General features: G+C 70.0%; 22 protein-coding genes and 3 pseudogenes. 11 read left to right on the forward strand and 14 right to left on the reverse strand.

All coding sequences use genetic code 11. The features are described 5' to 3' along the window. Positions 1 to 13: 13 nt before the first annotated feature. Positions 14 to 793: pseudogene (locus AB0D29_RS18405) on the reverse strand (LysR family transcriptional regulator); the annotation flags it as partial. Between AB0D29_RS18405 and AB0D29_RS18410 the strand changes: the two are divergent. The 4 genes from AB0D29_RS18410 to AB0D29_RS18425 all read left to right on the forward strand — a co-directional run bounded on the left by AB0D29_RS18410 (position 777) and on the right by AB0D29_RS18425 (position 4,149). Then, the gene (locus AB0D29_RS18410; RefSeq protein WP_362855345.1) at positions 777 to 1,436 is read left to right on the forward strand and encodes a hemerythrin domain-containing protein; all 660 of its coding nucleotides are present in this window, start codon (positions 777 to 779) and stop codon (positions 1,434 to 1,436) included. The pseudogene AB0D29_RS18405 and the gene AB0D29_RS18410 sit on opposite strands and share 17 nt — an antisense overlap. Positions 1,437 to 1,487: 51 nt before the next feature. Beyond that, complete coding sequence (locus tag AB0D29_RS18415) at positions 1,488 to 1,832, forward strand: DoxX family protein (protein WP_362855347.1); 345 nt, start codon at positions 1,488 to 1,490, stop codon at positions 1,830 to 1,832. Positions 1,833 to 2,028: 196 nt separating this feature from the next. Beyond that, positions 2,029 to 3,288 carry an SGNH/GDSL hydrolase family protein gene (locus AB0D29_RS18420; RefSeq protein WP_362855348.1) on the forward strand — a complete coding sequence of 420 codons (1,260 nt, stop codon included), beginning with the start codon at positions 2,029 to 2,031 and terminating at the stop codon, positions 3,286 to 3,288. A 66-nt stretch (positions 3,289 to 3,354) separates the two neighbouring features. Beyond that, positions 3,355 to 4,149, forward strand: a complete 795-nt coding sequence (locus tag AB0D29_RS18425) for a class I SAM-dependent methyltransferase (protein ID WP_362855349.1) — start codon at positions 3,355 to 3,357, stop codon at positions 4,147 to 4,149. A gap of 36 nt (positions 4,150 to 4,185) precedes the next feature. Here the strand turns inward: AB0D29_RS18425 and AB0D29_RS18430 are convergent. From AB0D29_RS18430 to AB0D29_RS18450, 5 genes and pseudogenes are all read right to left on the reverse strand, one after another. Further along, a pseudogene (locus tag AB0D29_RS18430) lies at positions 4,186 to 4,299 on the reverse strand (IS5/IS1182 family transposase); the annotation flags it as partial. A 360-nt stretch (positions 4,300 to 4,659) separates the two neighbouring features. Further along, positions 4,660 to 4,788, reverse strand: coding sequence for a hypothetical protein (locus AB0D29_RS18435; protein ID WP_362855351.1), 129 nt, complete (start codon positions 4,786 to 4,788; stop codon positions 4,660 to 4,662). Positions 4,789 to 4,893: 105 nt separating this feature from the next. After that, on the reverse strand, positions 4,894 to 5,106 hold the full coding sequence (locus AB0D29_RS18440) for an SDR family NAD(P)-dependent oxidoreductase (RefSeq protein ID WP_362855475.1): 213 nt from the start codon (positions 5,104 to 5,106) through the stop codon (positions 4,894 to 4,896). Beyond that, positions 5,105 to 5,263, reverse strand: a pseudogene (locus AB0D29_RS18445) (3-hydroxybutyrate dehydrogenase); the annotation flags it as partial. The pseudogene AB0D29_RS18445 and the gene AB0D29_RS18440, both read right to left, overlap by 2 nt. Continuing rightward, positions 5,260 to 6,174, reverse strand: a complete 915-nt coding sequence (locus AB0D29_RS18450; RefSeq protein WP_362855352.1) for an alpha/beta hydrolase — start codon at positions 6,172 to 6,174, stop codon at positions 5,260 to 5,262. The gene AB0D29_RS18450 and the pseudogene AB0D29_RS18445, both read right to left, overlap by 4 nt. Before the next feature lie 220 nt (positions 6,175 to 6,394). Between AB0D29_RS18450 and AB0D29_RS18455 the strand changes: the two genes are divergently transcribed. The 5 genes from AB0D29_RS18455 (at position 6,395) to AB0D29_RS18475 (ending at position 10,802) form a co-directional block, all read left to right on the forward strand. Continuing rightward, positions 6,395 to 6,664 (forward strand): acyl carrier protein, encoded by a 270-nt coding sequence (locus AB0D29_RS18455; RefSeq protein WP_362855353.1) that lies wholly within the window; start codon positions 6,395 to 6,397, stop codon positions 6,662 to 6,664. Then, on the forward strand, positions 6,661 to 7,884 hold the full coding sequence (locus AB0D29_RS18460) for a beta-ketoacyl-[acyl-carrier-protein] synthase family protein (RefSeq protein WP_362855355.1): 1,224 nt from the start codon (positions 6,661 to 6,663) through the stop codon (positions 7,882 to 7,884). The genes AB0D29_RS18455 and AB0D29_RS18460 overlap by 4 nt, the downstream gene beginning before the upstream one ends. A 46-nt stretch (positions 7,885 to 7,930) precedes the next feature. Further along, positions 7,931 to 9,193, forward strand: a complete 1,263-nt coding sequence (locus AB0D29_RS18465) for a cytochrome P450 (protein WP_362855356.1) — start codon at positions 7,931 to 7,933, stop codon at positions 9,191 to 9,193. A gap of 92 nt (positions 9,194 to 9,285) precedes the next feature. Next, positions 9,286 to 9,921 (forward strand): ABC transporter ATP-binding protein, encoded by a 636-nt coding sequence (locus AB0D29_RS18470; protein ID WP_362855357.1) that lies wholly within the window; start codon positions 9,286 to 9,288, stop codon positions 9,919 to 9,921. Then, positions 9,918 to 10,802, forward strand: coding sequence for an ABC transporter permease (locus AB0D29_RS18475; protein ID WP_362855358.1), 885 nt, complete (start codon positions 9,918 to 9,920; stop codon positions 10,800 to 10,802). The genes AB0D29_RS18470 and AB0D29_RS18475 overlap by 4 nt, the downstream gene beginning before the upstream one ends. A gap of 199 nt (positions 10,803 to 11,001) precedes the next feature. Here the strand turns inward: AB0D29_RS18475 and AB0D29_RS18480 are convergent, their stop codons facing one another. From AB0D29_RS18480 to AB0D29_RS18500, 5 genes are all read right to left on the reverse strand, one after another. After that, positions 11,002 to 11,667 carry an HAD-IA family hydrolase gene (locus AB0D29_RS18480; RefSeq protein WP_362855360.1) on the reverse strand — a complete coding sequence of 222 codons (666 nt, stop codon included), beginning with the start codon at positions 11,665 to 11,667 and terminating at the stop codon, positions 11,002 to 11,004. After that, positions 11,664 to 13,070 carry an MFS transporter gene (locus AB0D29_RS18485; protein WP_362855476.1) on the reverse strand — a complete coding sequence of 469 codons (1,407 nt, stop codon included), beginning with the start codon at positions 13,068 to 13,070 and terminating at the stop codon, positions 11,664 to 11,666. The genes AB0D29_RS18480 and AB0D29_RS18485 overlap by 4 nt, the downstream gene beginning before the upstream one ends. A 32-nt stretch (positions 13,071 to 13,102) precedes the next feature. Next, the gene (locus AB0D29_RS18490) at positions 13,103 to 13,672 is read right to left on the reverse strand and encodes an NUDIX hydrolase (RefSeq protein ID WP_362855362.1); all 570 of its coding nucleotides are present in this window, start codon (positions 13,670 to 13,672) and stop codon (positions 13,103 to 13,105) included. Next, positions 13,669 to 14,799, reverse strand: a complete 1,131-nt coding sequence (locus AB0D29_RS18495) for an adenosylhomocysteinase (protein ID WP_362855363.1) — start codon at positions 14,797 to 14,799, stop codon at positions 13,669 to 13,671. The genes AB0D29_RS18490 and AB0D29_RS18495 overlap by 4 nt, the downstream gene beginning before the upstream one ends. A gap of 318 nt (positions 14,800 to 15,117) precedes the next feature. Continuing rightward, positions 15,118 to 16,086 carry a GlxA family transcriptional regulator gene (locus AB0D29_RS18500; RefSeq protein ID WP_362855365.1) on the reverse strand — a complete coding sequence of 323 codons (969 nt, stop codon included), beginning with the start codon at positions 16,084 to 16,086 and terminating at the stop codon, positions 15,118 to 15,120. Between the two features lie 132 nt (positions 16,087 to 16,218). Between AB0D29_RS18500 and AB0D29_RS18505 the strand changes: the two genes are divergently transcribed. Beyond that, positions 16,219 to 17,322: an NlpC/P60 family protein gene (locus tag AB0D29_RS18505; RefSeq protein ID WP_362855367.1), complete on the forward strand. Its 1,104-nt coding sequence runs from the start codon at positions 16,219 to 16,221 to the stop codon at positions 17,320 to 17,322. Positions 17,323 to 17,511: 189 nt separating this feature from the next. On the opposite strand, the gene AB0D29_RS18510 is transcribed toward AB0D29_RS18505, so the two are convergent. The 3 genes from AB0D29_RS18510 to AB0D29_RS18520 all read right to left on the reverse strand — a co-directional run bounded on the left by AB0D29_RS18510 (position 17,512) and on the right by AB0D29_RS18520 (position 21,646). Continuing rightward, positions 17,512 to 19,968, reverse strand: coding sequence for a hypothetical protein (locus tag AB0D29_RS18510; RefSeq protein ID WP_362855368.1), 2,457 nt, complete (start codon positions 19,966 to 19,968; stop codon positions 17,512 to 17,514). A gap of 211 nt (positions 19,969 to 20,179) precedes the next feature. Beyond that, entirely contained in the window at positions 20,180 to 20,896 is a 717-nt protein-coding gene (locus tag AB0D29_RS18515; protein ID WP_362855370.1) for a DUF6333 family protein, read from the reverse strand. Between the two features lie 186 nt (positions 20,897 to 21,082). Further along, positions 21,083 to 21,646, reverse strand: a complete 564-nt coding sequence (locus AB0D29_RS18520) for a dihydrofolate reductase family protein (protein ID WP_362855372.1) — start codon at positions 21,644 to 21,646, stop codon at positions 21,083 to 21,085. 508 nt (positions 21,647 to 22,154) lie between these two features. On the opposite strand from AB0D29_RS18520, the gene AB0D29_RS18525 reads away from it, so the two are divergent. After that, positions 22,155 to 23,675, forward strand: a complete 1,521-nt coding sequence (locus AB0D29_RS18525) for an IMP dehydrogenase (protein ID WP_362855373.1) — start codon at positions 22,155 to 22,157, stop codon at positions 23,673 to 23,675. The last annotated feature ends 3 nt before the right edge of the window (positions 23,676 to 23,678 follow it).

A 23,678-nucleotide genomic window follows, 5' to 3' on the forward strand; every position in this document is an offset into this window, starting at 1 on the left:
GTTGGAAGGCGTTCTCCCAGGGAGCGGGCACGGGCGTCGCCGGTGACAGCACCCCGAAGTCGGCCAGGTGCTCCAGCGACGCCGAGTCCCGCCCGGCCAAGGGATGGTGAACGCCCACGCCGAGTACCTGCGGTTCGGAAAACAGCACGGGGCCGGTGGTGAGGTCGGCCTCGTCCATCGGAAACCAGGCGATCAGCACATCCGGATCCCCTCGGCGTAGCGGTCCGAAGGGGTCCTGGGATGCGCTGTGGCGCATCCGTAGTTCGCAGTGGGGATGGCGGGAGCGGAAGGCCGCCCAGAACGGCTTGAGGTCGTGGCCGTTGGTGTTCACCATGCCGATGCGGAGCACAGCGGCCACGCCGCGGGCGGCCATCCTGGCTCTCTGCAGGCTGTGAAGCAGACCGGCGTAGACCGGCCGCAGGTCGTCCCGCAGTTGCTCCCCCAGAGGGGTCAGGCGAACGTTGCGACGGGCGGAGCGATCGAACAACACACCGCCGATGCGGCGTTCCTGTTCCTTGATGGCCTGGCTGACCCTGGCCTGGGACACGTGCAACCGGACCGCAGTACGGCCGAAGTGCATTTCCTCGGTCAAGGTCAGGAAGATCTCGATGTCACGTATTTCCACCGTGCCAGGCACCCGTTCGTCCCTCCTGGCCGGTGTGAGATAACCCGGAGGTGATCGGACGATAAGCGATCCGATCTTGATGGGGATGACCGGGTGCGTGAGCCTGGGAACTGCCGGCACCCGCCCGGCCGGACGATCCAGGAGGGACACGATGAACGACTCGTCCACCTGCGACCCGACGGCGATGTATGCGATGCACGAGGCGCTCCGGCGCGAACTGCGGTATCTCGCGCAAGCCGCCGGTCGGCCCGTCCGCGAGCCTTGCAACTGCCCTACCCGATCGGCGGGCTGGGCCCTTCTGAAGAAGGCCCTGCACGCCCACCACGCGGCCGAGGACGAGGCGTTGTGGCCGGTCTTGCGCGATGCCCTCGCGGGGCGGTCCAGCGAGCTGGCCCTGCTTGAGGCGATGGAAGCCGAGCACGCCGCCCTCGATCCGCTCGTGCACGCTGTCGACGAGGTGGCGGCCGCCGCCCGGACAGGCTCGGGCAGTGGCGCGGACCTGCTCGGCCATCTCCTCGACTCCTTTGTGACAGGCCTGGCCGGGCACCTCCGCCACGAAGAGGAGGCCGCCCTCCCGCTGGCCAAGGCGTTCCTCACGCCGGACCAGTGGACGCGCTTCGGCCGAGTGCACACCCAGCGGATCGGAACGGACGCTGCGGAAATACTCCCGTGGCTTCTCGACGGAGCCGACCCTCGGACGTCCACGGCGCTGCTCTCGGCCCTGCCCCCATCCGCACGGCGCGCGTACGACCAGTACTGGCAGCCCGCCTACGCGGCACTCGACCGGTGGAACACCCCGGTCCCGGCCTGAAACCTCGCTCGCCCCACACGCCTCGCGCCCAGCGAACTTTGGAGTATCCGCATGTCCATCACCGTCGTCGTCACCGTTCTGACCGCTGTCTGGGTCGGCTTCTCCGGCCTGTCCCTGATGCGCAGAGCCCAATTCGTCGTGGAACCCCTCGTGCAGTACGAGGTGCCCCGACCCTGGTGGACCCCGCTCGCCCTGGCCAAGCTCGCCGGCGCGGCCGGCCTGCTGATCGGGTTGGCCCTGCCGGCGGTCGGGGTGCTCGCCGGGGCGGGCCTGGTGCTCTATTTCCTCGGCGCTGTCGTCACCGTGTTGCGGGCCCGTTCGTACAAGACCGTCGCCTTCCCCCTGCTCTATCTCGCTCCTGTCACGGCCACCCTTGCCCTGGGTCTCACTGCATGACACCCGCACGACACGGCTCAGGCCGTGCCGAGACGAGGCGTCGGACACGGGGCTGCCGCGTCGACCATGCGGCTGCCTGAACCGCGCCGCGAACCACCGGCCCGCCGCTGCACCGTAGCCCGTCCTGCCCCGTCCTGCCCTGCCCTGCCCTGCCCTGCCCTGCCCTGCCCTGCCAACCACAACGAAAGAGCACACGATGCGCGCTTTCCCACGCCTGCCTCTGGCTGCCGCCACCTTGGCCACTCTCCTGATCGCCACCCCAGCGTTCGCGCACACGGCCACCGCCTCGCCGCGAGCACACCAGTGGGCGGCCGGCTGGAGCACGGCCGTCCAACGTCCCTCCCAGAGCTGGTACCCGACCTGGGCGGAGGCGGGCTTCCACAACCAATCCGTACGTCAGACCGTGAGAGTGGGCACTGCCGGTTCCGACCTGCGCGTACGCCTGTCCCACGCCTTCGGAACGACCCCGCTGCGACTGACCGGTGCCACGGTCGGCATATCCACCGGGGGCGCCTCTGTCCGACCCGGGACCGTCCGCACGCTGACCTTCGACGGTTCCGCCTCTCCCTCGATCCGGCCCGGGGCGCGACCGGCCAGCGACCCGGTACGACTGCCGGTGAAGGCGGGTGACCGGCTCAGCGTCACTCTGTTCTTCAACGGTCCCTCGGGCCCTGCCACCTTCCACAACGTGGCGATGGAGACCGCGTACCGGGCCGACGGCGACCACCGCGCAGACGTGAGCGCGGACGCGTTCGTGCAGGAGAGCTCGTCCTGGTACTTCCTCGAAGGCGTCGACGTCGCCGCGAAGCCGGCGGGAGGGCGGCGGGACGCGGTCGTCGCCTTCGGCGACTCCCTCACCGACGGCGCAGCCTCGACGCCCGGAGCCGACAACCGCTATCCCGACCAGCTCTCCCGCCGCCTGTCGGCCGAGGGGCGTCAGCGCCCGGTCCTCAACGCCGGCATCGGCGGCAACCGAGTACTGAGCGACTCCGCGTGCTTCGGTGAGAAGGCCACGACCCGGTTCCGCCACGATGTCCTCGACCAGACCCGAGTGGGCACTGTGATCGTGCTGGAGGGAACCAACGACATCCTCATGGGCGAGACCGCCGCGAACGCCTGCACCACCACGAACAGGCGCGTGACGGCCGCCGAGTTGATCGAGGGCCACCGCGCGCTGATCCGCGCTGCCCACGCCCGGGGGGTCACGGTCATCGGCGCGACGCTTCCGCCCGGCAAGGGCCTGGAGAGCGGAACCCCCGCCGAGACCCGCGCCGCGCTCAACCAGTGGATCCGCACCAGCGGCGCGTACGAAGCCGTCGTGGACTTCGACCGCGTCCTCGCCGATCCCCTCAACCCCGAACAGCTGCTCCCCGCCTACGCCAGCAAGGACGGACTCCACCCCAACGACGCCGGCTACCGGGCAATGGCCGATGCTGTGAACCTGGATTCCCTGTAGCCCCTTTCACCGAGCCGCCGCACTTGCCACGCGCCACCGGCACGCCGACCAAGGGAGACGACCCCCATGACCACCGCCCATGCGCACTACGACCGGCTGCTCGCCACGCACTACACGTGGATGCTCGGCAGCGACATTCACTCGGTCGCCCGCGACCAGGCCGCGCTCCTTCAAGGGCTTGGAGTACGGCCCCTGGCGGACGGGGACGCTGCCATCGACCTCGGATCCGGGCCCGGCCCGCAGACCCTGGCTCTGGCACGCCTCGGCTTCTCCACCGTCACGGCCGTGGACCTCAGCCGGGCCCTGCTCGACGAACTCGTCGGGCATGCCGAGACCGCCGGCTTCGCGGGCGCCGTACGCACCGTGCGCGCCGACATCCTGGATGCCCTCCCCCACGTTGCCGGATCAGGCACCGCGGCCGCGATCGTGTGCATGGGCGACACCTTGACCCACCTGCCCAGCCGCGGCGACGTCCGCTCCCTCCTGGACAGCGTGGCGTGTGCCCTACGCCCCGGTGGACACCTCGTGGTGACCTTCCGCGACCTCACCGGGGAGCTCCGCGGCGATGACCGGTTCCTCCCCGTACGCTCCACCGAGGATCAACTGCTCACCTGCTTCCTGGAGTACGTCGACGACGACACGGTCATGGTCCACGACCTGCTCCACACCCGCTCGGAGGGGGAGTGGCGTCTCCAGGTCGGCAGCTACCCCAAACTGCGACTGGCTTCGGACTGGCTGAGCGGCGAAGCCCGGCGCGCCGGCCTGCAGGTCCAGCACGCTGCTGCGGGCCCCCGGGGCATGCGCATCCTCCACGCGATCAAGCCGGCCGGGGGCGAGAGCTCCCCCACGGGTAGTCGGTGAGCAGCCCTCAGCGCGCGGCTGTGGGCGGCACATGAACGGGCGCCCGCCGTGCCGGCCGAGCCGCTCGCGGTTGGCGGCCTGGTCCGCAGGCTGCGGGATCACCACCCGGATCCCCCGCCGACGCAGGTGGCGGCGGATCGCCCGGGACGTACGCCTTGTCGGCCAGGCCGCGTCCGGCGTCATCCCGCGGTGCCACCCTCCGGCGGGAGCGGTCCGGTCACGTCGATGTCGGCGTCCCCCCGGCGGGCGGCAGTCGCCGAACGTTCCCACTCTCCCCGCCCCACCCACGCGCAACGCGCAGCAAGATCCGGACTAGCAGGATCCCCGTCCGATCAGGGACGTTGTTAGGTTGACATGCTCCTACGGCGTATCCCAGTCCTGGTGGTCAGCAGCCTGTCTGCCGTGAGCGGTCCGGCCCCGCAAGCGACGCGTCGAGCCAACGCGGCCTGTCGCTACTCGTCCTCGAACGCCTCCAGCAGGTCGCTCCGGTCTTCCTGTTCGGATCCGGTCTCAGGGCTTGAGCCGGAGCGTGGCTCCGACCCTGACGATCCGCTGGCAGAACCCTGCCGGCAGGCGGGAGATGAAGTCGATCGCGTAGGCGTCGGGCCCGACGAGAACGCGGCGCTGGTTCGCCCGCACGGTCCCGAGGATCGTGCGGGCGGCCTTCTCCGGGGTGGTGCGCGCCGTCCGCTGGAAGCCGCTGTGGGCCTTGTCCCTGTCCGCGGCCGCCTGGCTGCTGGTGAGCTAGGAACGGCCGTTCTTGACGATGTCGGTCTTGATTCCGCCAGGGTGCACGGTCGTGCACGAGACCGGGTGTCCGGCCACCTCCAACTCCATGCGCAGCGCGTCGGTGAAACCGCGGACAGCGAACTTGGCCGCGTAGGCGGACTGCGTCGGGATGCTGATGAGGCCGAAGACTCTGGCACCTCGCGACGGTCTCGGCGAGACCAGCGGCATCGACGTCACAGACGGCGAGAGCAGCGCCGCGGCCTGCCAGCTCGACCGCGAGCGCACGTCGGATTCCCGAGGCTGCGCCGGTGACTGCGGCAACCTTTCCAAGAAGCTCGGTCTCGTCCAAGCCCGGCGAACGGCGGCTGATCGCGGACCTGGTCATGGGGCGTAGGCGGCGGGTAGCGGATCGGAGACGCGCGGCTGGGGGAAGTATTCGAGCGAGGCGAGGTAGGGCAGGTGATCCAGCGGCTCGTCGAGAAGGAACCTGCACGTCATGTCGAGGTGTTCACGGGTGTGGGTGAGGAAGAACCAGTGGTCGCCCTCTCGCACCGTGGCGAGCACGGCCTGGCTCGACATCGTGGCCAGCGCGCGGCTGTCGCCGGGGAGGATGGCGATGTCGTGCTCTCCGGTGACCATGAGGAGGGGAACCGTCAATCCGGTGGGCGGGGGCGCCTCGCACAGCATCTGCATGCAGTCGGTCCACTGGCGAAGGTGGTCCTTGTCCGCACTGTGGAAGAGGTCTTTGAGGATCCACTTCAGAGCCGTGCGTCCGCGAATGGGCCGGTCCGGATCCAGGCACAGCACCTGGGAGATGACTTCGTCGGCCACGTCCTGCTCCGGGTCTTGCACCCGGGCAGCGATGCTGGCGGCGGTGGAACCGGGGGGCAGGTGAGGGCGGTGGCCGGTCGCGCCGGTGAGGACGACGCGATCGGTTCGGTCGGGGTGAGCGGTCGCGAAGCGGTACGCCATCTCTCCCGCGTGGGAGGTGCCGAGGACGTTCACCCGGGGTACGTCGAGCTCGTCCAGGACCGCGGCGAAGCCGTCCGCCACATCACCCACGCAACAATGCGGGGGAAGGAAGCCGGGGTTGGACACACCGGCGATGCGCACGCCGATGACGTCGGCCAACGGCAGCAGGGCCTCCGCCTGCGGGCGGATGGTGGATTCGCCCTCGCCGCCCGCCCGGACGGCCAAAACGGGGGCGACGCGCGGAGAAGGACTCTTGAGGGTCTCGGCCTCGAAGACCAGCCCGCGCGTGCGGATCGTTCGGGTGGTGATGTCGCGCTGCTCCATAAGTGTTCCGTTCCTCATTACGGCCGTACGGGGTCGGTCGGTTCAGAGCATGCCGGGAGAGGGTGCCGACGCCGCTCGAAGGTGGCTGGGGCACAGCCCGGATAACGAGGAAGCGGACACCCGTCAACGTCGTAGGCGGCCGCCGCGATCCCTTTCTAGCAGGCGGAGCGGCTCTCCACGGACCATGATCATCACGCCGGCTCCGAGTGGAAGGCGAACGATGACGAGCACCGTTTACGACACGCTGGCAGGCATCCTGGACGAGACGTTTCAGGTGGAGCCGGAGATGATCCGCCCCGATGCCACCTTGGCCGACATGGAGCTGGATTCTCTGGCGGTGGCCGAGCTCTCCGCGATCGTGCAGGAGCAGTTCGCGGTGAGGATCACGGGTGAGGACGTCGGCAAGGGGTCGGCACTGCGCGAGTTGGCAGAACTGATCGACAACCGGATCGGCGCCCTGCCGGCATCTGCGGGCGCGGCACGTCAGTGACGGGGCGACAGATCGCGGTGACCGGGCTGGGGATGGTCACCCCGGCCGGGTCCTGCGTGGACGAGACCTGGCGCAGGGTGTGTGAGGGCGGTACCACGGAGGCGGCCCCTCATCCCGGGCTCGTGGGCATGCCGGTCGACTTCTGCGCATCGGTCGGCGAGTTCGACACCAGTGCGGTGGGACGACGCAACCTCTATCGGCTGGACCGGTTCGTCCAGTTCATGCTGGCGGCGGCGCACGAGGCGGTGACCGACGCCGGGCTGTCCGCGGCCGAATGGGACGGCCCCCGGGTGGGTGTGGTGATCGGTTGCGGGATGGGTGGTGTCACCACGTGGGAGAAACAGCTCCGCCGACTCGTGGAACAGGGACCGCAAGGCGTCTCTCCGCTGATGATCCCGATGGTGACGCCGAGTTCCGTCGCGGGCGAGGTCGCCTTGGCACTGGGCGTGAAGGGGCCGAGCATGGTGGTGTCCACTGCCTGCGCGTCCGGAGCGACCGCGATCGTGGTGGCCCGCGACCTGCTCGCCTCCGGGCAGTGCGACATCGTGATCACCGGGGGCACGGAGGCGGCGAACACGCCGCTGACGGTGTCGGCGTTCGCGAACCTGGGAACCCTGTCGCAGCGGTGCGGGGACCCGGCACGCGCGTCCAGGCCCTTCGATGCCGACCGGGACGGGTTCGTGATGGCCGAGGGCGCTGCCGTTCTGGTGCTGGAGCGGGCGGAGCATGCCGCAGCCCGAGGCCGGCGTCCTCGGGCACTACTGGCAGGCTGTGGCTCCGCCTCCGAAGCCCACCATCCCACCGCCCCCCACCCTGAGGGGGTCGGCGCCTCGCAGGCACTGAAGGCCGCGCTGCGCAACGCGGACCTCGCCGCTCACGACATCGACCACGTCAACGCCCATGGCACCTCGACCGTGCTGAACGATCACGTCGAAGCACGCGTCATCAGCCGCATGCTGCCCCACGGCCCTCTCGTCACCTCCACCAAAGGCGTCCTGGGGCACATGCTCGGGGCAGCCGGCGCGGTCGAGGCGGCGCTGACGGTCCTGGCGATGGGGCAGTCCACCGTCCCGCCCACGGCCAACCTCCAAGAACCGGCACCCGGCATCGACCTGAACCTCGTCTCCAAGACAGCTTCGCGCCAGCCCGTGCGGGCGGCACTGTCGAACTCGTTCGGGTTCGGCGGCCACAACGTCGTCCTGGCCTTCCGCACCACATAGACCACACCGCACAGGGCACTACCCGCGCGACAGGAGCACGCCGCTCATGGACACCGCCACTGCACCCCTGGCCGCCCCGCCCGCACCGCGCGGCGTCATCCGTAGACTCCAGTCCCGCCAGGGCCGGGAGAACCCCTTCCCCCTCTTCGAGGAGATCCGCGATGCCGGGCCGGTGGTGAGCCTCGGCCCGCACGCTCTGCTGGTCACCGGCTACACCGAATGCCTCCAGATCCTCACCGATCGGATCTGGCACGTGCCCGACCACACATGGCGTGCCGGACGAGGCCTCGACACCGACGGCATGAGCGCGCGAGTCCTCAACACCCTTCCGCGTCTCAACCCTCCTCTGCACAGCCGGGTGCGCCGCCTCCAGACGGGCGCATTCACCTCCGCCGCGCTGGAACGTCTGCGCCCCACGGTGCGGCTGCTGGTGCGCGCGCACCTGGACCGGCTGGACGCCGAACTCACCGAGCACGGCCACGCGGACTTCATCGACACGGTCGCCCGCGCACTGCCCGTCGCCGTCATGAGCGAAATCCTCGGCCTGCCCACCGAGGACCGGGCCCTCATCGCCCGGTACAGCCTCCAAACGGCGGCACTGACCGAACCCTTCGCCGCTCCCGCCCAGCTCGCCGCCGCAGACGCGGCAGCCGCCGAGTTCCACCCCTACATCGAGACGCTCCTGGGCGAACGCGCAGGTACGCCCGGCACCGACCTGATGTCCCAGTGGCTTCAACTCGAACGTCCGAGCAGCGAACGCTTCCCGCACGAAGAGCTGGCCGCCCACATCGTCTTCCTCGTCGGCGCCGGGGCGGAGACCACCTCGTCCCTGTTCGCCACCGCCGTCCTGGCATTCGAGAAGCACCCGGACCAGGCGCGGTGGCTTGCCGCTCACCCGGAAGCCCTGCCCCAGGCCATCGAGGAACTCACCCGGTGGGACCCGTCCGTCCAGAACGCCGTCCGAGTCCCCAGCGAGGACACCACGCTGGGGGGCATCCCCGTGCCGGCCGGCACCCTCGTCCACGCTTCACTCGCCGCCGCCAACCGCGACTCCGCGTACTTCACGGATCCCCACACCCTCGATTTCCAGCGCCCCCCGCAACGCAGCCTCGCCTTCGGAGCCGGCGTCCACTACTGCCTCGGCGCGCCCCTGGCCCGCTTGAACGCCTCCGAATTCCTCCCTGAGTTCCTGCGCCGCTTCCCCACCCTGCGCAGCGACGGGCCGGCCACCCGGGCACCCGGATTGAACCTGCGTACCTTCGTCGCGCTCCCCGTCACCCGCCGCCCCCGCTCCGCCGTCACCCACTGACCGCAGAACACCGAAGTCCGCTGCCGCTGCCGCTGCCGGAGCGGTCACCTGGCGCGCCGCCGCACGCCCCACCCGAGCAGAGAGGGAACGCCATGCAGGTCACCGGCTTGCACCACGCCTACCGCCGCCATGCTGTGCTGCGCGGCATCGACCTGTCCCTTCCCCCGGGGATTCTGGCGGGAATCGTCGGCGAGAACGGGGCAGGGAAGTCGACCCTGCTGAAGATCCTCTCCGGTGAAATGCGCCCTACGAGCGGCACCGTGACCCATGGCGGCCGGTTCGGATACTGCCCCCAGGACGTGGTGCTCAACGACGCGCTCACGGTGCGCCAGCACCTGGCCTTCTTCAAAACCGCCTACGGACTGACGGATCTGCGGCGGGCCGAAGAAATCATGGCGGCACTGCGGTTCACCGAATACGCAGACGTCCGCAGCGGGGTCCTCAGCGGCGGCACCCGCCAGAAGCTGAACCTCACCCTCGCCCTCATGCACGATCCCCAGGTGCTCCTGTTGGACGAGCCCTATCAGGGCTTCGACTGGGACACCTACCAGCGTTTCTGGGAGCTCGCCGCCCGACTGCGCGATTCGGGGCGGTCCGTGCTCGTGGTCTCCCACCTGGCCTACGACGCCGAACGCCTCGACCGCCTCTACCGTCTCGAAGAGGGCCGCCTCCAGTCGCACACCCCGGTTCCTTCCCCCGCCCCCGCCCCGGAAGGAACAACGGTATGAGCAACGGCTCCGGAGGACACCTGACCTGGTTCACCACGGCCGTCCGCTACAACCTGATCGAGCACTCCCGCAACAAGTTCGCCATGGTCCTGGTCATGGCGTTCGTCCCGGCCTGGACGATCGTGGCCTACCTCGTCATCCCCGAGACCGCCGTCCCCTTCCACCTGAGCGCCACCGGGCAGCTCCTCTCCCCGCCCGGCAATCGGATGACCCAGCTCACCGGTGCGCTGAACGCCGTGTCCCTGATCACCGGGTTCATGATGTTCGCCGCCACCTTCTCCGGAGGGCCCTTCGACAAACGGCTCGCCCTCGCGGGATACCCCCGTACCCACCTCGTCCTGGCCAAGGCCGCGACCCTCATCCTGGCCTCGGCATTCGTCGCCGCCTACGCCACGGCCATCATCCACGCGACGTGGTCGCCGCGGCAGCCCTTCCAGCTCGCCACCGCACTGTTCGCCAGTGCCATGACCTATGGCGCCCTTGGGGTCGTCTTCGGATCGGTCCTGCGCCGCGAGGTGGAGGGCATGTTCGCCGTCGCGATGACCAGCGTCGTCGACATCACCCTGCAACACCCCTCACGCAGCTCCAGTGCCGACAGCCCCTTCGTGCAGTTCCTGCCCTCCCACGGAGCCATCCAGACCGCCACCGCCAGCGCGTTCTCCACCGCGAACACCCCCGCCTACCTTGCGCTGCAGGCCCTTTGGTTCGCAGCAACGGCCCTGCTGGCCCTGATCACGTTTCACCGGCGTACCCGCAACGCGCTCCCTCCCCGTAGCAGCGGCGCACGTCCCTCCCCCACACCTGCCGCGGAGCACACGGCACGCATCGACAGTGCCGAAACACCACCGAAGCGATCCTCCGCGCCGTCACCGGCACCCTGACCACGCGCGGCCAAGATCCGGACCGTTCCCGGACCGCCTCCCTCCAAGGAGGCATACGACACGGCCTCGACCTCGCCGGGTTCGAAGCGTCCCCCGGCCGGTACACGCAGAGCCTTGCCCGACGTGCGCCGATCGGGTCGGGCTTGGGGGCGTCTCCTCGGGTGCTGTAGCGGGCGGGCAGGCGGGCGGGCGGGCGGGCTCATTGGGACAGGACCTCCGCCACCGCCTCGGGGACCTGGGACAGCGCGTGGAGGAGGACGGCGGGGCGGTGCGCGGCCAGGGCGGGGCCGGTGTAGCCCCAGGACGCCCCGACCGGGACGACTCCGGCCGCTCTCGCCGCCTCGATGTCGCTGGGGCTGTCGCCGACGAAGCACGCCCGGGAGGGATGGACGTCCAGTCGTTCGAGGGCGAGGGTGATGCCCTCGCCGGAGGGCTTCGGCTCGGCGTCACCCCAGCCGATCACGACCTGGAGGAGCCCGGTGAGCTCCGCCGGCAGGAGCCAGGTCAGGCGGCTGCGGGGCTGCAGGGTGACGGCGCCGACGGCGGTGCCCCGCGACCGGAGTTCCCGTAGCACTTCCAGGGCGCCGTCGAACGGTGCGACGTCCTGCGCGGCGACCGCGAAGGCGCTCTCCCAGGCGCCTCCCAGGACGGTCTCCCGGTCATGGACGCCCAGCCGGGCGAGCACGGCGTGGTGCGGCAGTCGATCGGCCTCGGGGCCGAGCTCGGAGTCCTCCACGCGCCTGCCCAGCGCGGCAGTCGCGGTGCCCCGGATCGCCTTGCGCATGGCCTGCCTGCTGTCCAGGAGGACCCCGTCGAGATCGAACAGGACGGCCGTGCCGTGATGTCGGGTCGTCGTTCCGGTCATGAGGAGACACCTGTCCGGTGGTGGGCGGAAGCAGTACGGCGCAGCGGTCGGTCCGGCCGGCTCCGGGGCCGTACGAGCGGAATCGTCAACAGGAGGGCCGTCCCGGCGAGGAGGGCGTCGGCGCTCAGCGCCCGGGTGAAGGCCGGCGTGCCGTCCGCCGACGACGTCTGGAGAACGAGGCCGACGAGGACGGTGCCCAGGGCCGCACCCACCTGGGCGGTGCTCTCCACCACTCCGGAAGCCGCGCCGGCATGCCGGTGCGGTACGTCCGTCAGCACTGCGGCCATCAGCGGACTCACGCCCAGCCCTTGTCCCGCGCCGATGACGGTGAGCGCCGCCAGCGGGGCCCAGGGAACACCGCGCCACGCGGACTCGCCGACCGTGACGGCTACGGCCAGCAGGGTGAGGATGCCGAGCAGGTTGACGGCGTAGGCCAGGGTGAGGAGGTGCAGTCCCACCCGGGCACGGATCCGCGGCGCCAGGGCCGACGCGACGATGAAGGCCACCGCGAGCGGCGCGAAGACGAGGCCGCCTTGGAGGGGCGAGAAGCCGAGGTGCTGCTGGAGGTGGAGGGTCAGGATGAAGAACAGACCGGCGTTGCCGGCGAAGAAGGCCAGGGCCAGCCCGTTGCCCGCGGCGAAGACGCGCTGTCGGAACAACTCGGCGTCGAGCAGCGGCAGACCTCCGCGGCCGGCCACCCGGCGCTCCCAGAGCACGAACGCGAAGCCCGTCGGAACCGACAGGAGGAGCAGGACGTACGACCACCAGGGCCAGCCCCACCCCGGCCCGGCCACCAGTGGCAGCGTCAGCAGGACCAGCGCCGACATGAGCTGGAGGACCCCGGGCAGGTCGAGCAGGGGACGGTCGGTACCCCGGCGTGCGGGCAGCAGCGCCGCTCCGGCCAGGGCCGCCAGACCCAGGGGAACGTTGACGAGGAAGACCGGGCGCCAGGACAGGCCGAACAGGTCGAGGCCCACGAGCAGCCCGCCCAGCACCTGCCCGCTGATCGAGGCCAGCCCGACCACGGTGCCGAAGACGGCGAACGCCCGGCTCCTGGCGGTCCCGTCGAAATCGGTCTGCAGGAAGGAGAGGACCTGGGGGTAGAAGAGCGCCGCCCCGATCCCCTGCACCACGCGGAAGGCCACGAGGACCCCGGCCGACGGGGCCAGGCCGCAGGCCAACGAGGCCGCGGTGAAGAGCGCGACGCCGACGGCGAAGAGGCGGCGGTGGCCGTACAGGTCGCCCAGCCGTCCGCCCGTGATCAGTACGGCGCCGTACACCAGGGCGTAGCCGCTGACGGCCAGTTCCGTCTGGGGCATCGAAGCGCCGAGGTCGTCACGGATGTCGGTCAGCGCGATGTTGATGATGAACTGGTCCATGACCGCCAGGAAGGCGGCGAGCATGGTCACGACGAGGATCGTTCGCTGTGCCCGGTTCACGAGAGGTCACGCAGGCCCGCACGATCGAGGCGGGCCCTCACGCGGGACCGCAGCTGCTCGTCGCGGATGTCGTGTACGGGGCGCCACCGGGCGTCGGTGACCTCCTCGGTCTGCAGCGATGTACCGGTCTCGTGCGTCCGGAAGACGAAGCGGAAGTCGAAGTGGGTGTGGGCGGGTTCGCCCTTCGCCGGATTCGCGGGAATGGTGTGGGCGTCGACGTCCACGGGCCGGCGGTCCACGGTTTCCACCGAGGCGGCGGGGATCCCGGTCTCCTCGCACAGTTCGCGCAGTGCGGCGTCGACGAGCGAAGCGTCGCCGTCCTCGAGGTGGCCGCCGGGGAACAGCCACCGGTCCAGGGCACGGTGCCGGACGGACAGGACGTGGCCCTGCTCGTTCACCAGGACGGCGCCGGCCGTGACGTGCCCGCGGAACTCCGTGCGCGAGTCCGGGAGGGCGTCCGTCACGTCGAGGAGCTCGCGCAGGCCCGCGAGCGGGAGGGCGTCCTCGGGGTGGCGGTCGAGGTGGGCGTCCAGGACGGCCCGTATGTGCTGCTTGTCGATGCTCATGACGTCCGGTCGTTGAAGTGGGTGAGCCAGGTGGCGGCGATGGCGGCGCGGTCCCGCGCCGGCATCTCGTGGAGGCCGGGGGCGAGGTCACCGCGGGACAGCGCGCTCAGGCCGGCCAGGATCTCGGCCTGGACGAGGAAGATGAAGGGGCCGACGGAGGCACCGTGCAGGAAATTCACCGCGTTGCCCTCGTTGCACAGGTAGAAGTGCCGCTCGCCCGACGTGCACCGGGTGATGTGCTCGCCCACGGGCGTCAGTGTGTGCGTCTGCGGCAGCCGTTCGAGGTCGAGCTCGTCCTCGGCGCTGGTGACGCTGGCGACGAACGAGCCGTCCTTCAGCAGCGCGAGGTCCTCGTGCCCGAGGGCCTTGGCCCCGGTCGCGCAGATCGTGACGTCGGCCCGCTCCAGGGCGGCCTCCAGTGACGCGGCCACCGGGAAGCCCTGCGACAGGGCCTGCGTGCCGCGCACGGGGTCGGTGTCGTAGACCGTGACCGGGACCCCCTTGGCGTGCAGCAGGCGGGCGATGCTGGACCCCAGCTTTCCGAAACCGATCACCGCCGCTCTGCGGCCCACCATGATTGCGCCGCGCGTGCGCAGGAGGGCCTCGGTGGAGAACACCACCGACTGGCCGACGAGGAAGTCCTCGGGATCCTTCAGCGGGGAACGCGCCACGGTGACGACCGGGCACGGCAGCTTGTCGATCTCGGCGTACCTCTGGTGACCGTTCTCGGTGTCCTCGACGACTCCGAGGATCCGTCCGGAGAACTTCCCGCACATCTCGGAGAGCGCCGGGGCGAAATACCCGCCGATGTCGAGGAGGACGACCGGCATCCCCGCCGCCAGCTCCTCCAGGTACGCGGTGGCCGCGTCCGGATCGCCGAAGGCCTCCCGGGACAAGGGATCGCACCGTGTCGAGCGCCGTACGACGGCCAGCGCGTGGGGAGATATCGACTTCGGCTTGGGGAGCACGGCCCGGAGGTCCGACATGCGGGCGACGGCCCGCACGAACGCCGGGCGCTCCGGGAGCAGGTGCGTGACCAGGAGACTGGCCGTCGGCTGTTCGACCGGGAACTGCGCCACGATGTCATCGAAATAGGAGCCGAGGCGCCGCATTTCTTGGTTGTTCACGGAATGCTTGACTCTTTCATGATGTGGCTGTGGCTGCGGCTGTGGCTGCGGCTGTCGGGCGAGGGCCCCGCGCAGTCGGCCCAGTATCAATGGCCCGGGGCGTCCGCCGAAGGGGGCGAAATCCCGCTCCATCCGGCCTCTCGCGCCTGATTCCACGGGCGTTGCGGGGTCGCGGCACGGGGGCCGGTTGGCTCAGGAAGGGCGCGAAAGGTGGGAAGGTCGTCCACCCCGGCATTCGAGAGATGCCTGAGGCAACTACCTCGGCGTCGAGGGCAGTTGGGCCTCCGAGGGCGGCTGGGCCTCGGCTCGGGAGGCTCCTCAGAACCGTTGGCGGTACTGCTGGGGAGACATTCCGAGCGTGCGCTGAAAGGCGCGGCGCATCGCTTCGGGGCTGGGATAGCCGCTGCCGCTCGCGACGCGTTCCACGCTCTGCTTCGAGTCCTCCAGCAGGCGGCGAGCGGTTTCGAGCCGGGTCTGGTCGACGTAGCGGCCGGGGGACGTACCCGTTTCGGCGGTGAAGGCGCGGGTGAACTGGCGGGGTGAGAGGTTGGCCCGCCTGGCGAGGGTCCCGACGGTGAGGTCGGCGCCGGGGTGGGTGGCGATCCAGTCCTGTACGTCGCGCAGGGACTGCCGGTCGGCGAGTTGAGCGCGCAGGTGGGTGCTGAACTGGCGCTGGGTACCGGGACGGCGCAGGAAGACGACCAGATGGCGGGCGAGTACGGTGGCCGCGTCGTGGCCCAGGTCTTCCTCGATGAGGGCGAGCATGAGGTCCATGGCACTGGTGCCGCCCGCGGAGGTGGCGATGCGCCCGTCCCGGATGAAGATGGGGTCGCTGTCCACCCGGACCTCGGGATACGCCGCCGCGAGCTGCGCGGCCATGCTCCAGTGGGTGGTGACCCTCTTGCCGGCCAGGAGTCCGGCAGCGGCGAGCACGAAAGTGCCGGTGCACAGGCCCACCACCCGCCGGGACCGCGCCGCGTGCTGCCGCAGCCAGCGCACCACGTCCGTATTGACGGGGGTCACGCCTGCGCCGCTGTACGGACCGGGCACGAGCACGGTGTGCGGCGCGACGGTCTTCTCCAGGACGGCGTCCGGCACGAGGGTCAGACCGCTGGGGCTGCGCACCGGCCTGCCGCCCGGACTGGCGGTGAGGATGCGGTAAGGCAGCCTTTGCCCCCGGGTCTCCGTGGCGTACGCGTTCGCCGCGGACAGCAGTTCCAGCGGACTGACCGCGTCCAACGCGTCCATGCCGTCGAAGAGCACGACGAGTGCGGTACGGCTCCTCATGACACAAGCCTGCCCCTGCATCCCGGCGTCCGCAATGTCGAATATCCCACCTTTTGCGCCACCCAGCTGGGAGCTGGGGGCAGGCCGGGGCGGCGGGGTTCGGGGGTGCGGCGTGCTGGACAGGATCGACGCATGTACTCCGTGAAGACCGTCCTGACGGCCACTGCCACAGCCTTCCTCGCCCTCGCCTTCGCCCTCGCCTCTCCGGCCACCGCGGTCCCCGACGCACCCACCGCCGCGCGGCGCCCCTGTGACGCCGCCCCGACCTGCTACGTCGACGTGGCGGTCGCCCAGGTCTGGGTCAGCCCCGAACAGGTTCGCCCGGTGGACGCGAAGGCGACCACCAATCCCGCTGACGTCCGCGGCTGGCTGGCCGGAATGTCCCTGGACGAGCGGCGTGAGGTCGCCGGGGAGACGCAGGCCCTGCACGGCATCCGGGTGACCGTTGACCGCAGCGAGTGGCACGGCGGCCTGCGCTGGGACCACGTATGGGTGCACGGCCAGCCCACCCCCAGGGACCAGGCCGGACGGGGCGCCTACCCCGGCTGGATTCCCGACCGGCAGCTCACCTCGGAGCACCACCGCCCACCCGCCGGTACGACGCACGAGGAACGCGTCGTCAGCCCCACGGCCCTGGGCTTCGCCACCGCCCGGGCCGCGCTCGCCGGCCGCGGATCCGAGCAGGTCGGCGAGTACTCGTACAACACCTCCTTCCCGGTGGAGGCCGGTCCGCTGCCCGGAGTCGTCACCGCCCACTCCCCCAGCGGTGTCCGGGTGTTCTTCCGGGCCGGCGATCTGGCGAGGGTGCCGTCCGCACCGAGCGGCGCGGACGTGGTCACCGCCGCACGCGCCTTCCTGGGCCTGCCCTACCTGTGGTCCGGCACCTCCGGCTTCGGCTACGACTGCTCCGGCCTCACCAGCCAGATCCACTCCGCGCTCGGCGTGACGATCCCCCGGGACGCTGAGCCGCAGTTCGACGCGGGCGGCGGGCAGGTACCCGCCGGCTCGGCGGCGGGGGTGCGGATCACCGGCACGGAGGACCTCCGGCCCGGCGACATCGTCGCCTTCCGTCCTGCCACCGGCACCGAGGTCACTCACGTCGGCATCTATTCGGGCACGCGGAACGGCGAACCCATGATGATCAACTCGCCTCGAACGGGTGACCCCGTACGGGAGGAACCCATCGGTTCCACCGGCCGTGTCTACGTCGGCGCCACCCGCTTCCTCACCCGCTGACGCCCGTACGACAGCAGTCAGGTCGAGCCACCCATCGGATCGCTTCCGGTTGCTGCGCCAACGGCGGACGAAGAACGTCCGGGTGCGCACATCACGGCCGGTCGTGCCGGCCGGGGACGGTGAAGGGCCCCACCCGGCGCGTGCGTACGGGTGGGGCCCTTCACTGTGAGACGTGACTGCCTGGTCGGACTACTCCTGCGCGGTGCGGCGGCGCCGCATCCACCACGTCAGGGTGACGCCGGCCCCTGCGAGGGCAGCGGCGACAGCGGCGATGAGGCCCACCGGTGTGTTGGAGCCGGTGTCGGCGAGGTCGCCGTCGGGGTCCTCCGGTGTGGGCGGCGTGTTGTCACCGCCACCGGGGTTGGTGGGGTCCGGGGCCGGGGTCGTCGGAGGGTTGGTCGGCTTGCCGGTGCCCGACGGGGTCGGTGTCGGGGTGGGGTCGCCTCCGGGATCTTCGCCGCCCGGGTCCTCGCCGCTGCCGTCCGGGGCCGGGCCTGCGCCGAGGTACAGGGTGTCGAGGTCCCGGTAGGAGGTGTCATCGGACTTGGCGGAGTTGACGGTGGTGTTGTCCAGGTCCTGGTTCTGGGCGTCGAACTGGGCCTTGGGGATGTTCTGCTTGGGCTGCTTGGAGAAGTCGACGCCGCCGACGCCCTGCTTGTACAGCTTGCCGCCGTACTCCAGCTCGAACCACTCGATGCCTTCCTTGATGGACTGCATGTACGCGTCCCAGACCTTTTCACGGGTCCAGTCCTCGTGCGGAGCGCGGATCGGCCAGGCCGAGACGTCGTTGGAGTTGATGACGTCGTGGAAGTCAGTCGGGGACTTGGCGTCCTGCTGACGGATGTACTCGGCGGCGACGCGGGCGTTGTAGACGGCGCGCAGCTCGGCGTACTTGGGGTCCTTGTTCACCCGTTCCTGGATGACCGGGACGATGTTGGCGTTGACCGACCGTTCGATGGCCTTCTTCTCGGCGTCCGAGAGGTCGGTGCATTCGGTGGAGCCGGGGACGGTGTAGTCGACGTCCAGCCACTGGGCGGAGACGTCCATGGGCGAGTCGAGGATGTAGATCCCGCCGTCCTGCTCGCGGACCTTGGCCTCGTCGGGCTCGATCCAGAAGCGGGTACCGGGGAAGCAGGGGATGCCGTTGCGGCGCGGCGCGGTGTCCCAGTACAGCTTGCCCCCGGGATGCTTGTCGGGGTTCAGGGCCTCGGAGAAGTCGTGCTTCATGACCAGGTCGGCGTCGAGGAGGACGCGGCCGGCGTCGGTCTTGCCGAACTTGGCGTCCATGACCTTGTCCGGCTGGTCCGGGTTCAGGTTGACCCAGAACTTTTCGGGGGTCAGGGCGAGCCAGGTGAACAGGGCGTCGGAGGAGAGCTGCATCCGGGCTTCGCCGCCGAAACCGGGGTTGTTGTCCGGGTCGGGCATCTGGTCGGCGCGCATGGAGTAGGTCATGCCCTTGCCCTTTTCGAGGCCGCCGACGTACCGCAGTTCCATGGTGGTGAAGTCGACGCCGCCCGGGCCGCCCCTGGGGAGGGTGCCCCTCGGGTCGAGGCGGTTGGCGTCGCGCTGGAAGCGCTTCGCCTCTTCCAGGGTCTTCCCGGAGGACAGGGCGCGGTCGTTGGCGGGGCCGCGGGTGCCGCACGTGTTGGCGCCGGTCGCCGCGAGCTGCGTCGTACCCGTCTGACAGGCGGGTGCGAACCACCGCTGATGGTCCGAATACCCCTGAATCGGAGTGGTCTTGGGCACCGGGTTGTACATGCGCTGGTTTCCGCGCACCTGCCCGGCCTTCCCGTTCCGCATGTTGCGCACGTCGCGCTCCAGGTCGTCGATGAGCTTGACCTGGCCCTTGGTGAAGGGCTTCGCGCCGGTGAAGCGGAACTTGTGGTCGGGCAGCGACTTGGCGACGACCCGGTCGTTCGCAAGCTGCTTCGCCGTCAGCTTCGAGTTCGACTTGAACTCGTTGAACTCTTTGCTCTTCTGGTTGTAGGCGTCGTACCGGCGCTCGCCGACCTTGTCGCCGTTCTTGTCGAACAGCTCGACGGTGACCTCACACAGCCAGTCCGGGCCGATCAGCTTGTAGTCCTTGACGAGCTGCCGTTCGAAGCCCGAGCCCTTGTGGTTGTTGATCTGGTTGCGGATGTACCGCTTGTCGAACCAGTGCTTGAACCCCAGGTTCTCCTTGTTCGCGAAGTACCGGGCGTAGATCTCCATCGCCCGGTCCGCGGGCTTCCCCGACGCGTTGGCGATCTTCTTCCATGCCTCGACGTTCTTGTCCAGGTCCCCGGGGACCTTCGACAGGGCCTCGGTCTTCTGGGCGGCCGTCGGTGTCTGCAGGCCGTCGTACGCCTGTCCCGGAAGGTCGAAGTCGAAGTTCTTGGGGAGGGCGGTGTCCTTGTACAGGTTCCCGGTCGGGTTGTCGGGGAACCCCGAGTCCGGCGGTGTCGTCGGGGCGGTCGGGAGGCCGTTGCGGGTGTCGCAGCGCTTCCCGGATCCCGCCTTCAGCTTTGCCGAGACCGGCGGAAGCTTCGGTGGTGCGGCCTCGACGGCCTGGAGTCCGGTGGTGACGATCGCGGCCGTCAGGCCGACAGCGGCGGCGAACCTGGCCGCTAATCGCCACTTGGACGGTATCCGAATGTGTTTGTTCAAGAGCTCGTTCTTCCCTCTCCGGTGGGGCCTGAGGGGGTGTGGGCGGCGCGTGGGCCCCCGTGACGTGTACGCGCCGCCCGACCACCATAGCCCCCACCCGCCACAAGTAAAGAAGAGTTAAGGCGTGTCGACGAAGCGTCAAAACCCGTACGCAGTCGGTGAGTTCATACGCAAGCGGCCCTCGACCTCAGGGGCGCCCGCCGCCTTCCGCCTAGACGAAGTACAGGCTCTCCATGTCCCTCACCGCGTCTTCGGAGTGCCGCACACGGAACGCCGTCGTCTCCATCTCCTCCCACCCCCACGGGTCCGAATGCCCGAGCGCCAAGCCCCCCAGGCCCGCCCAGTAGACCTCGTTCGCGGGCACGTCCAGGTCGACGCCGGCGTTGTCCACCATCCACCCCCTGAGATCCAGGGACGCGATCACCGCACGCGGATCGCCCGAGACGACGAACGGCTCATCACCCGGCCACCCCGATGCGTGGAACATCGCGCCGTCCGGCAACCACACGATGTTCTCGGTGTGTTCCATCCCCCCGTGGTAGGAGACCCGTCCCACGATCCGCGCATCCGGGAACCGCTCCCGCAACTCCTTCGCCGCCGACCGGAGCGGCTCGTCGTTGCCGTCGGTCGCGAACGCGGGAGTCACGATGCTCAACATGCCGCCCCACGCGGCAGCGTGCACGATGTCCAGATCGGACCGTGCCGCCGATGGGAGCGGGGTCTGCGCGGAGCGCGGCCCGAGGTCCTCCAGGACGGCCTCGATGCCCTCGAACGACTCGACGAACGCGCGTGCGCGCTCAGGGTCGTTGGGGGGCAGGCTACGGGCGTCGACGTTGAACGGCGCTTCGAACACTGTCAGGTGGCACAGGCTCATCGAGCCGCGCACGATCCGGTCCGGCGCGGAGGTCCAGTACGTGTTCTCGTTCATGCGGGCCACGGTAACGGCCGGCGGTGACAGGAGGGCCGCCACCCGGCCACTCGGCAGATGTGCGCGGGGTGCGGGGTGCGCATAGAGGGCCTGGCCCATTCCGAACGCGTCCAGCCGGCGGGACGGACTTCTCCCGCATGGTCATGCGCGTCGACCCTGTCGGCGGTCGAGTCGCGTGACGGGCGCTCAGCGCCTCGTCTCGTACCTGGTCAGGATCACGCCGCAGGGAAGCGTCCGCGTCTCCACCAGGTTCAGGTTCACCCAGCTGTCCAGCGCGGTGAAGAACGGTGTGCCGCTGCCCACCAGGACCGGCGCGGTGGCCAGCACGTACTCGTCGATCAGCCCGGCCCGCATGGCCGCCCCTGCGAGCGTCGCGCCGCCGATGTCCATCGGGCCGCCGTCCTCGGCCTTGAGCCGGGTGATCTCGGCGACCGCGTCGCCGGTGACCAGGCGGGTGTTCCAGTCGACCGTGTCGATCGTCGAGGAGAACACCACCTTCGACATGTCCCGCCAGCGGCGCGCGAACTCGATCTCCGCCGGGGTGGCGCCCGGCTGCTCGTCGCCTGTCGGCCAGTAGGAGCTCATCGTCTGCCACAGCTTGCGCCCGTACAGCGTCAGTTCGGTCGCCTGCAACTGGTCGGACCAGAACTGGAACAGCTCGTCGCTCGGCACGCTCCAGCCGATGTCGTCGCCGGGCGCGGCGATGTAGCCGTCCAGGGTCAGGTTCATGCCGTAGATCAGTTTCCGCATGGCGTCAGCCTTCCATGAGTCGGTCTCACGGGTGGAGACCGGCGCGGCGCGGGAAACCAATCGGTGCGGATCGACGTGGCTGACCACACCCGCCCATGACCACCGAGACCGCTTGGCGTCGGCGACGTCGTCGCGGTGCACGACGTACAGCCGCTCCGGCTCACCCACCACAGCTGGGGCGGCAAGCTCGCCCACTGCAATCACGGGCGGGGCGGGGCGGCCAAGTGCGCGGAGGGGAGGCCGACTTCGGTGCTTTTCGTGCCGACGGGGCGACGGGGGCGGTGCGGTAAGATCACGTATGGCGCAATGGAAGTCAGCGCCTGTGCAGCACCGCGCGGAGGATCCGGGTCTGCGGTGCCTTCGCCGCCGATTCGGCCGCGCGTGCGAGCACTGCTCCGCCGGGTGCGCCCGCTCTGAGGATCTCCAGAGCGCATTCTTCCGACAGTGCGCCACCGGCCGGGGTCGATCCGCACTGCCCGTACGAGCCTCGCCGATCCGCCGTTGATCGGTGCGCAGGCTCCTTGCTGGAGACAATGTGAAAATCCTCCCCGAGATTTCTCGTACGCTGAGCGAATACCTCCTCATCCCGGGCCTGACCACAGAAGACTGCACGCCGGACAATGTGGATCTCGGGGCGCCGCTGGTGCGCCACCGGGTCGGCGAGGAGCCGGGAATTCGGGTCGCCACGCCCATGGTGAGCGCCATCATGCAGGCGGTGTCGTCACCGACGCTGGCGGTGGCACTGGCGCAGGTCGGCGGGCTGTCGTTCATCCACCAGAATCAGCAGGTCGAGGACCAGGTCGCGGACGTGCTGGCGGTGAAGCGGCACAAGGCCGGCTTCCGGACCAGTGAGATCACCGTGGCACCGCGGACGCTTCTTGGCGAAGTCGCACGGCAGCTGTCCGAGGCCGAGCAGGGCGTGGCGGTGGTCACGCAGAGCGGGGACGCGGACGGCGAGTTCCTGGGGATCATCAGCCTCGACGACTTCCATCTGGAGCGTCACGGGGCTTCCGAGACCGCCGGCAACCGGATGCGTGCCCGCGCCGGCCTGGTCACCGCGCCGGCCTCGGTCTCCCTGTCCGAGGCGAATGAGCTGATCTGGCAGCACCATCTGGACGTGCTGCCGGTGCTCGAGGACGGCCGGGTCTTCTCGTTGGTCCTCAAGAAGGACTATCAGGCCCACAAGACGTATCACCGTGCGACGGTGGACGGCGAAAAGCGGCTGCGTGTGGGTGCCGGTATCAATTCCCGTGACTTCAAGGACCGCATTCCCGCCCTGATGGAGGCCGGCGCGGACGTGCTGTGCCTGGACTCCTCCGACGGCTATTCCGTGTACCAGGCGAGGACCCTCGAATTCGCCCGGGAGACGTACGGGGATGATGTTTTCGTCGGCGCGGGGAATGTCGTCGACGGCAGGGCCTTCCGCTACCTGGCCGATGCGGGCGCGGCGTTCGTGAAGGTCGGGATCGGCGGCGGGGCCATCTGCACCACCCGGGCGCAGAAGGGCATCGGCCGCGGGCAGGCCTCCGCGCTGCTCGATGTGGTCCAGGCGCGCGACGCCTACGCCCAGGAGACCGGTGTGTACGTGCCGCTGTGCTGCGACGGCGGTTTGCTCAACGACTCACACATGGCGATGGCGCTGGCGATGGGGGCGGACTTCATCATGCTCGGCCGCTACTTCGCCCGGCTCGACGAGAGCCCGTCGCGGAAGCTGCAGATCGGCAGCCAGTGGTACAAGGAGTACTGGGGTGAGGGCTCGCGGCGCGCGCAGAACGCGGCCCGGTACGGCCAGCGCGGCCAGATGGTCTTCGAAGAGGGCGTCGACGGCTACGTGCCGTACGCCGGCAGCCTGTACGACAACGTGGAGCGGACCCGGGCGAAGCTCATCTCGACGATGATCAGCTGCGGGTCGACCAACCTGCGGGACTTCCACCGCGATGCGCTGCTCGTGCCGGTGTCCGCCGAGTCGTTCAAGCAGACGGGCGCCGAGGTACAGCTCCGCCAGCCCACCCTCGACCCCGGGGAGTGATCT

It is taken from the genome of Streptomyces sp. NPDC048424, assembly GCF_040651555.1.
Lineage (GTDB): Bacteria > Actinomycetota > Actinomycetes > Streptomycetales > Streptomycetaceae > Streptomyces.

What these genes read in the sequence shown, in the direction of transcription:
- AB0D29_RS18485 (WP_362855476.1), bottom strand. Translation starts at nt 13,070, where the DNA reads ATGCTCGCCGCCTTCCTGGCGGTCATGGACCAGTTCATCATCAACATC.
- AB0D29_RS18425 (WP_362855349.1), top strand. Translation starts at nt 3,355, where the DNA reads ATGACCACCGCCCATGCGCACTACGACCGGCTGCTCGCCACGCACTAC.
- AB0D29_RS18505 (WP_362855367.1), top strand. Translation starts at nt 16,219, where the DNA reads ATGTACTCCGTGAAGACCGTCCTGACGGCCACTGCCACAGCCTTCCTC.
- AB0D29_RS18420 (WP_362855348.1), top strand. Translation starts at nt 2,029, where the DNA reads ATGCGCGCTTTCCCACGCCTGCCTCTGGCTGCCGCCACCTTGGCCACT.
- AB0D29_RS18475 (WP_362855358.1), top strand. Translation starts at nt 9,918, where the DNA reads ATGAGCAACGGCTCCGGAGGACACCTGACCTGGTTCACCACGGCCGTC.
- AB0D29_RS18450 (WP_362855352.1), bottom strand. Translation starts at nt 6,174, where the DNA reads ATGGAGCAGCGCGACATCACCACCCGAACGATCCGCACGCGCGGGCTG.
- AB0D29_RS18440 (WP_362855475.1), bottom strand. Translation starts at nt 5,106, where the DNA reads ATGCCGCTGGTCTCGCCGAGACCGTCGCGAGGTGCCAGAGTCTTCGGC.
- AB0D29_RS18490 (WP_362855362.1), bottom strand. Translation starts at nt 13,672, where the DNA reads ATGAGCATCGACAAGCAGCACATACGGGCCGTCCTGGACGCCCACCTC.
- AB0D29_RS18415 (WP_362855347.1), top strand. Translation starts at nt 1,488, where the DNA reads ATGTCCATCACCGTCGTCGTCACCGTTCTGACCGCTGTCTGGGTCGGC.
- AB0D29_RS18455 (WP_362855353.1), top strand. Translation starts at nt 6,395, where the DNA reads ATGACGAGCACCGTTTACGACACGCTGGCAGGCATCCTGGACGAGACG.
- AB0D29_RS18465 (WP_362855356.1), top strand. Translation starts at nt 7,931, where the DNA reads ATGGACACCGCCACTGCACCCCTGGCCGCCCCGCCCGCACCGCGCGGC.
- AB0D29_RS18515 (WP_362855370.1), bottom strand. Translation starts at nt 20,896, where the DNA reads ATGAACGAGAACACGTACTGGACCTCCGCGCCGGACCGGATCGTGCGC.
- AB0D29_RS18500 (WP_362855365.1), bottom strand. Translation starts at nt 16,086, where the DNA reads ATGAGGAGCCGTACCGCACTCGTCGTGCTCTTCGACGGCATGGACGCG.
- AB0D29_RS18410 (WP_362855345.1), top strand. Translation starts at nt 777, where the DNA reads ATGAACGACTCGTCCACCTGCGACCCGACGGCGATGTATGCGATGCAC.
- AB0D29_RS18470 (WP_362855357.1), top strand. Translation starts at nt 9,286, where the DNA reads ATGCAGGTCACCGGCTTGCACCACGCCTACCGCCGCCATGCTGTGCTG.
- AB0D29_RS18520 (WP_362855372.1), bottom strand. Translation starts at nt 21,646, where the DNA reads ATGCGGAAACTGATCTACGGCATGAACCTGACCCTGGACGGCTACATC.
- AB0D29_RS18480 (WP_362855360.1), bottom strand. Translation starts at nt 11,667, where the DNA reads ATGACCGGAACGACGACCCGACATCACGGCACGGCCGTCCTGTTCGAT.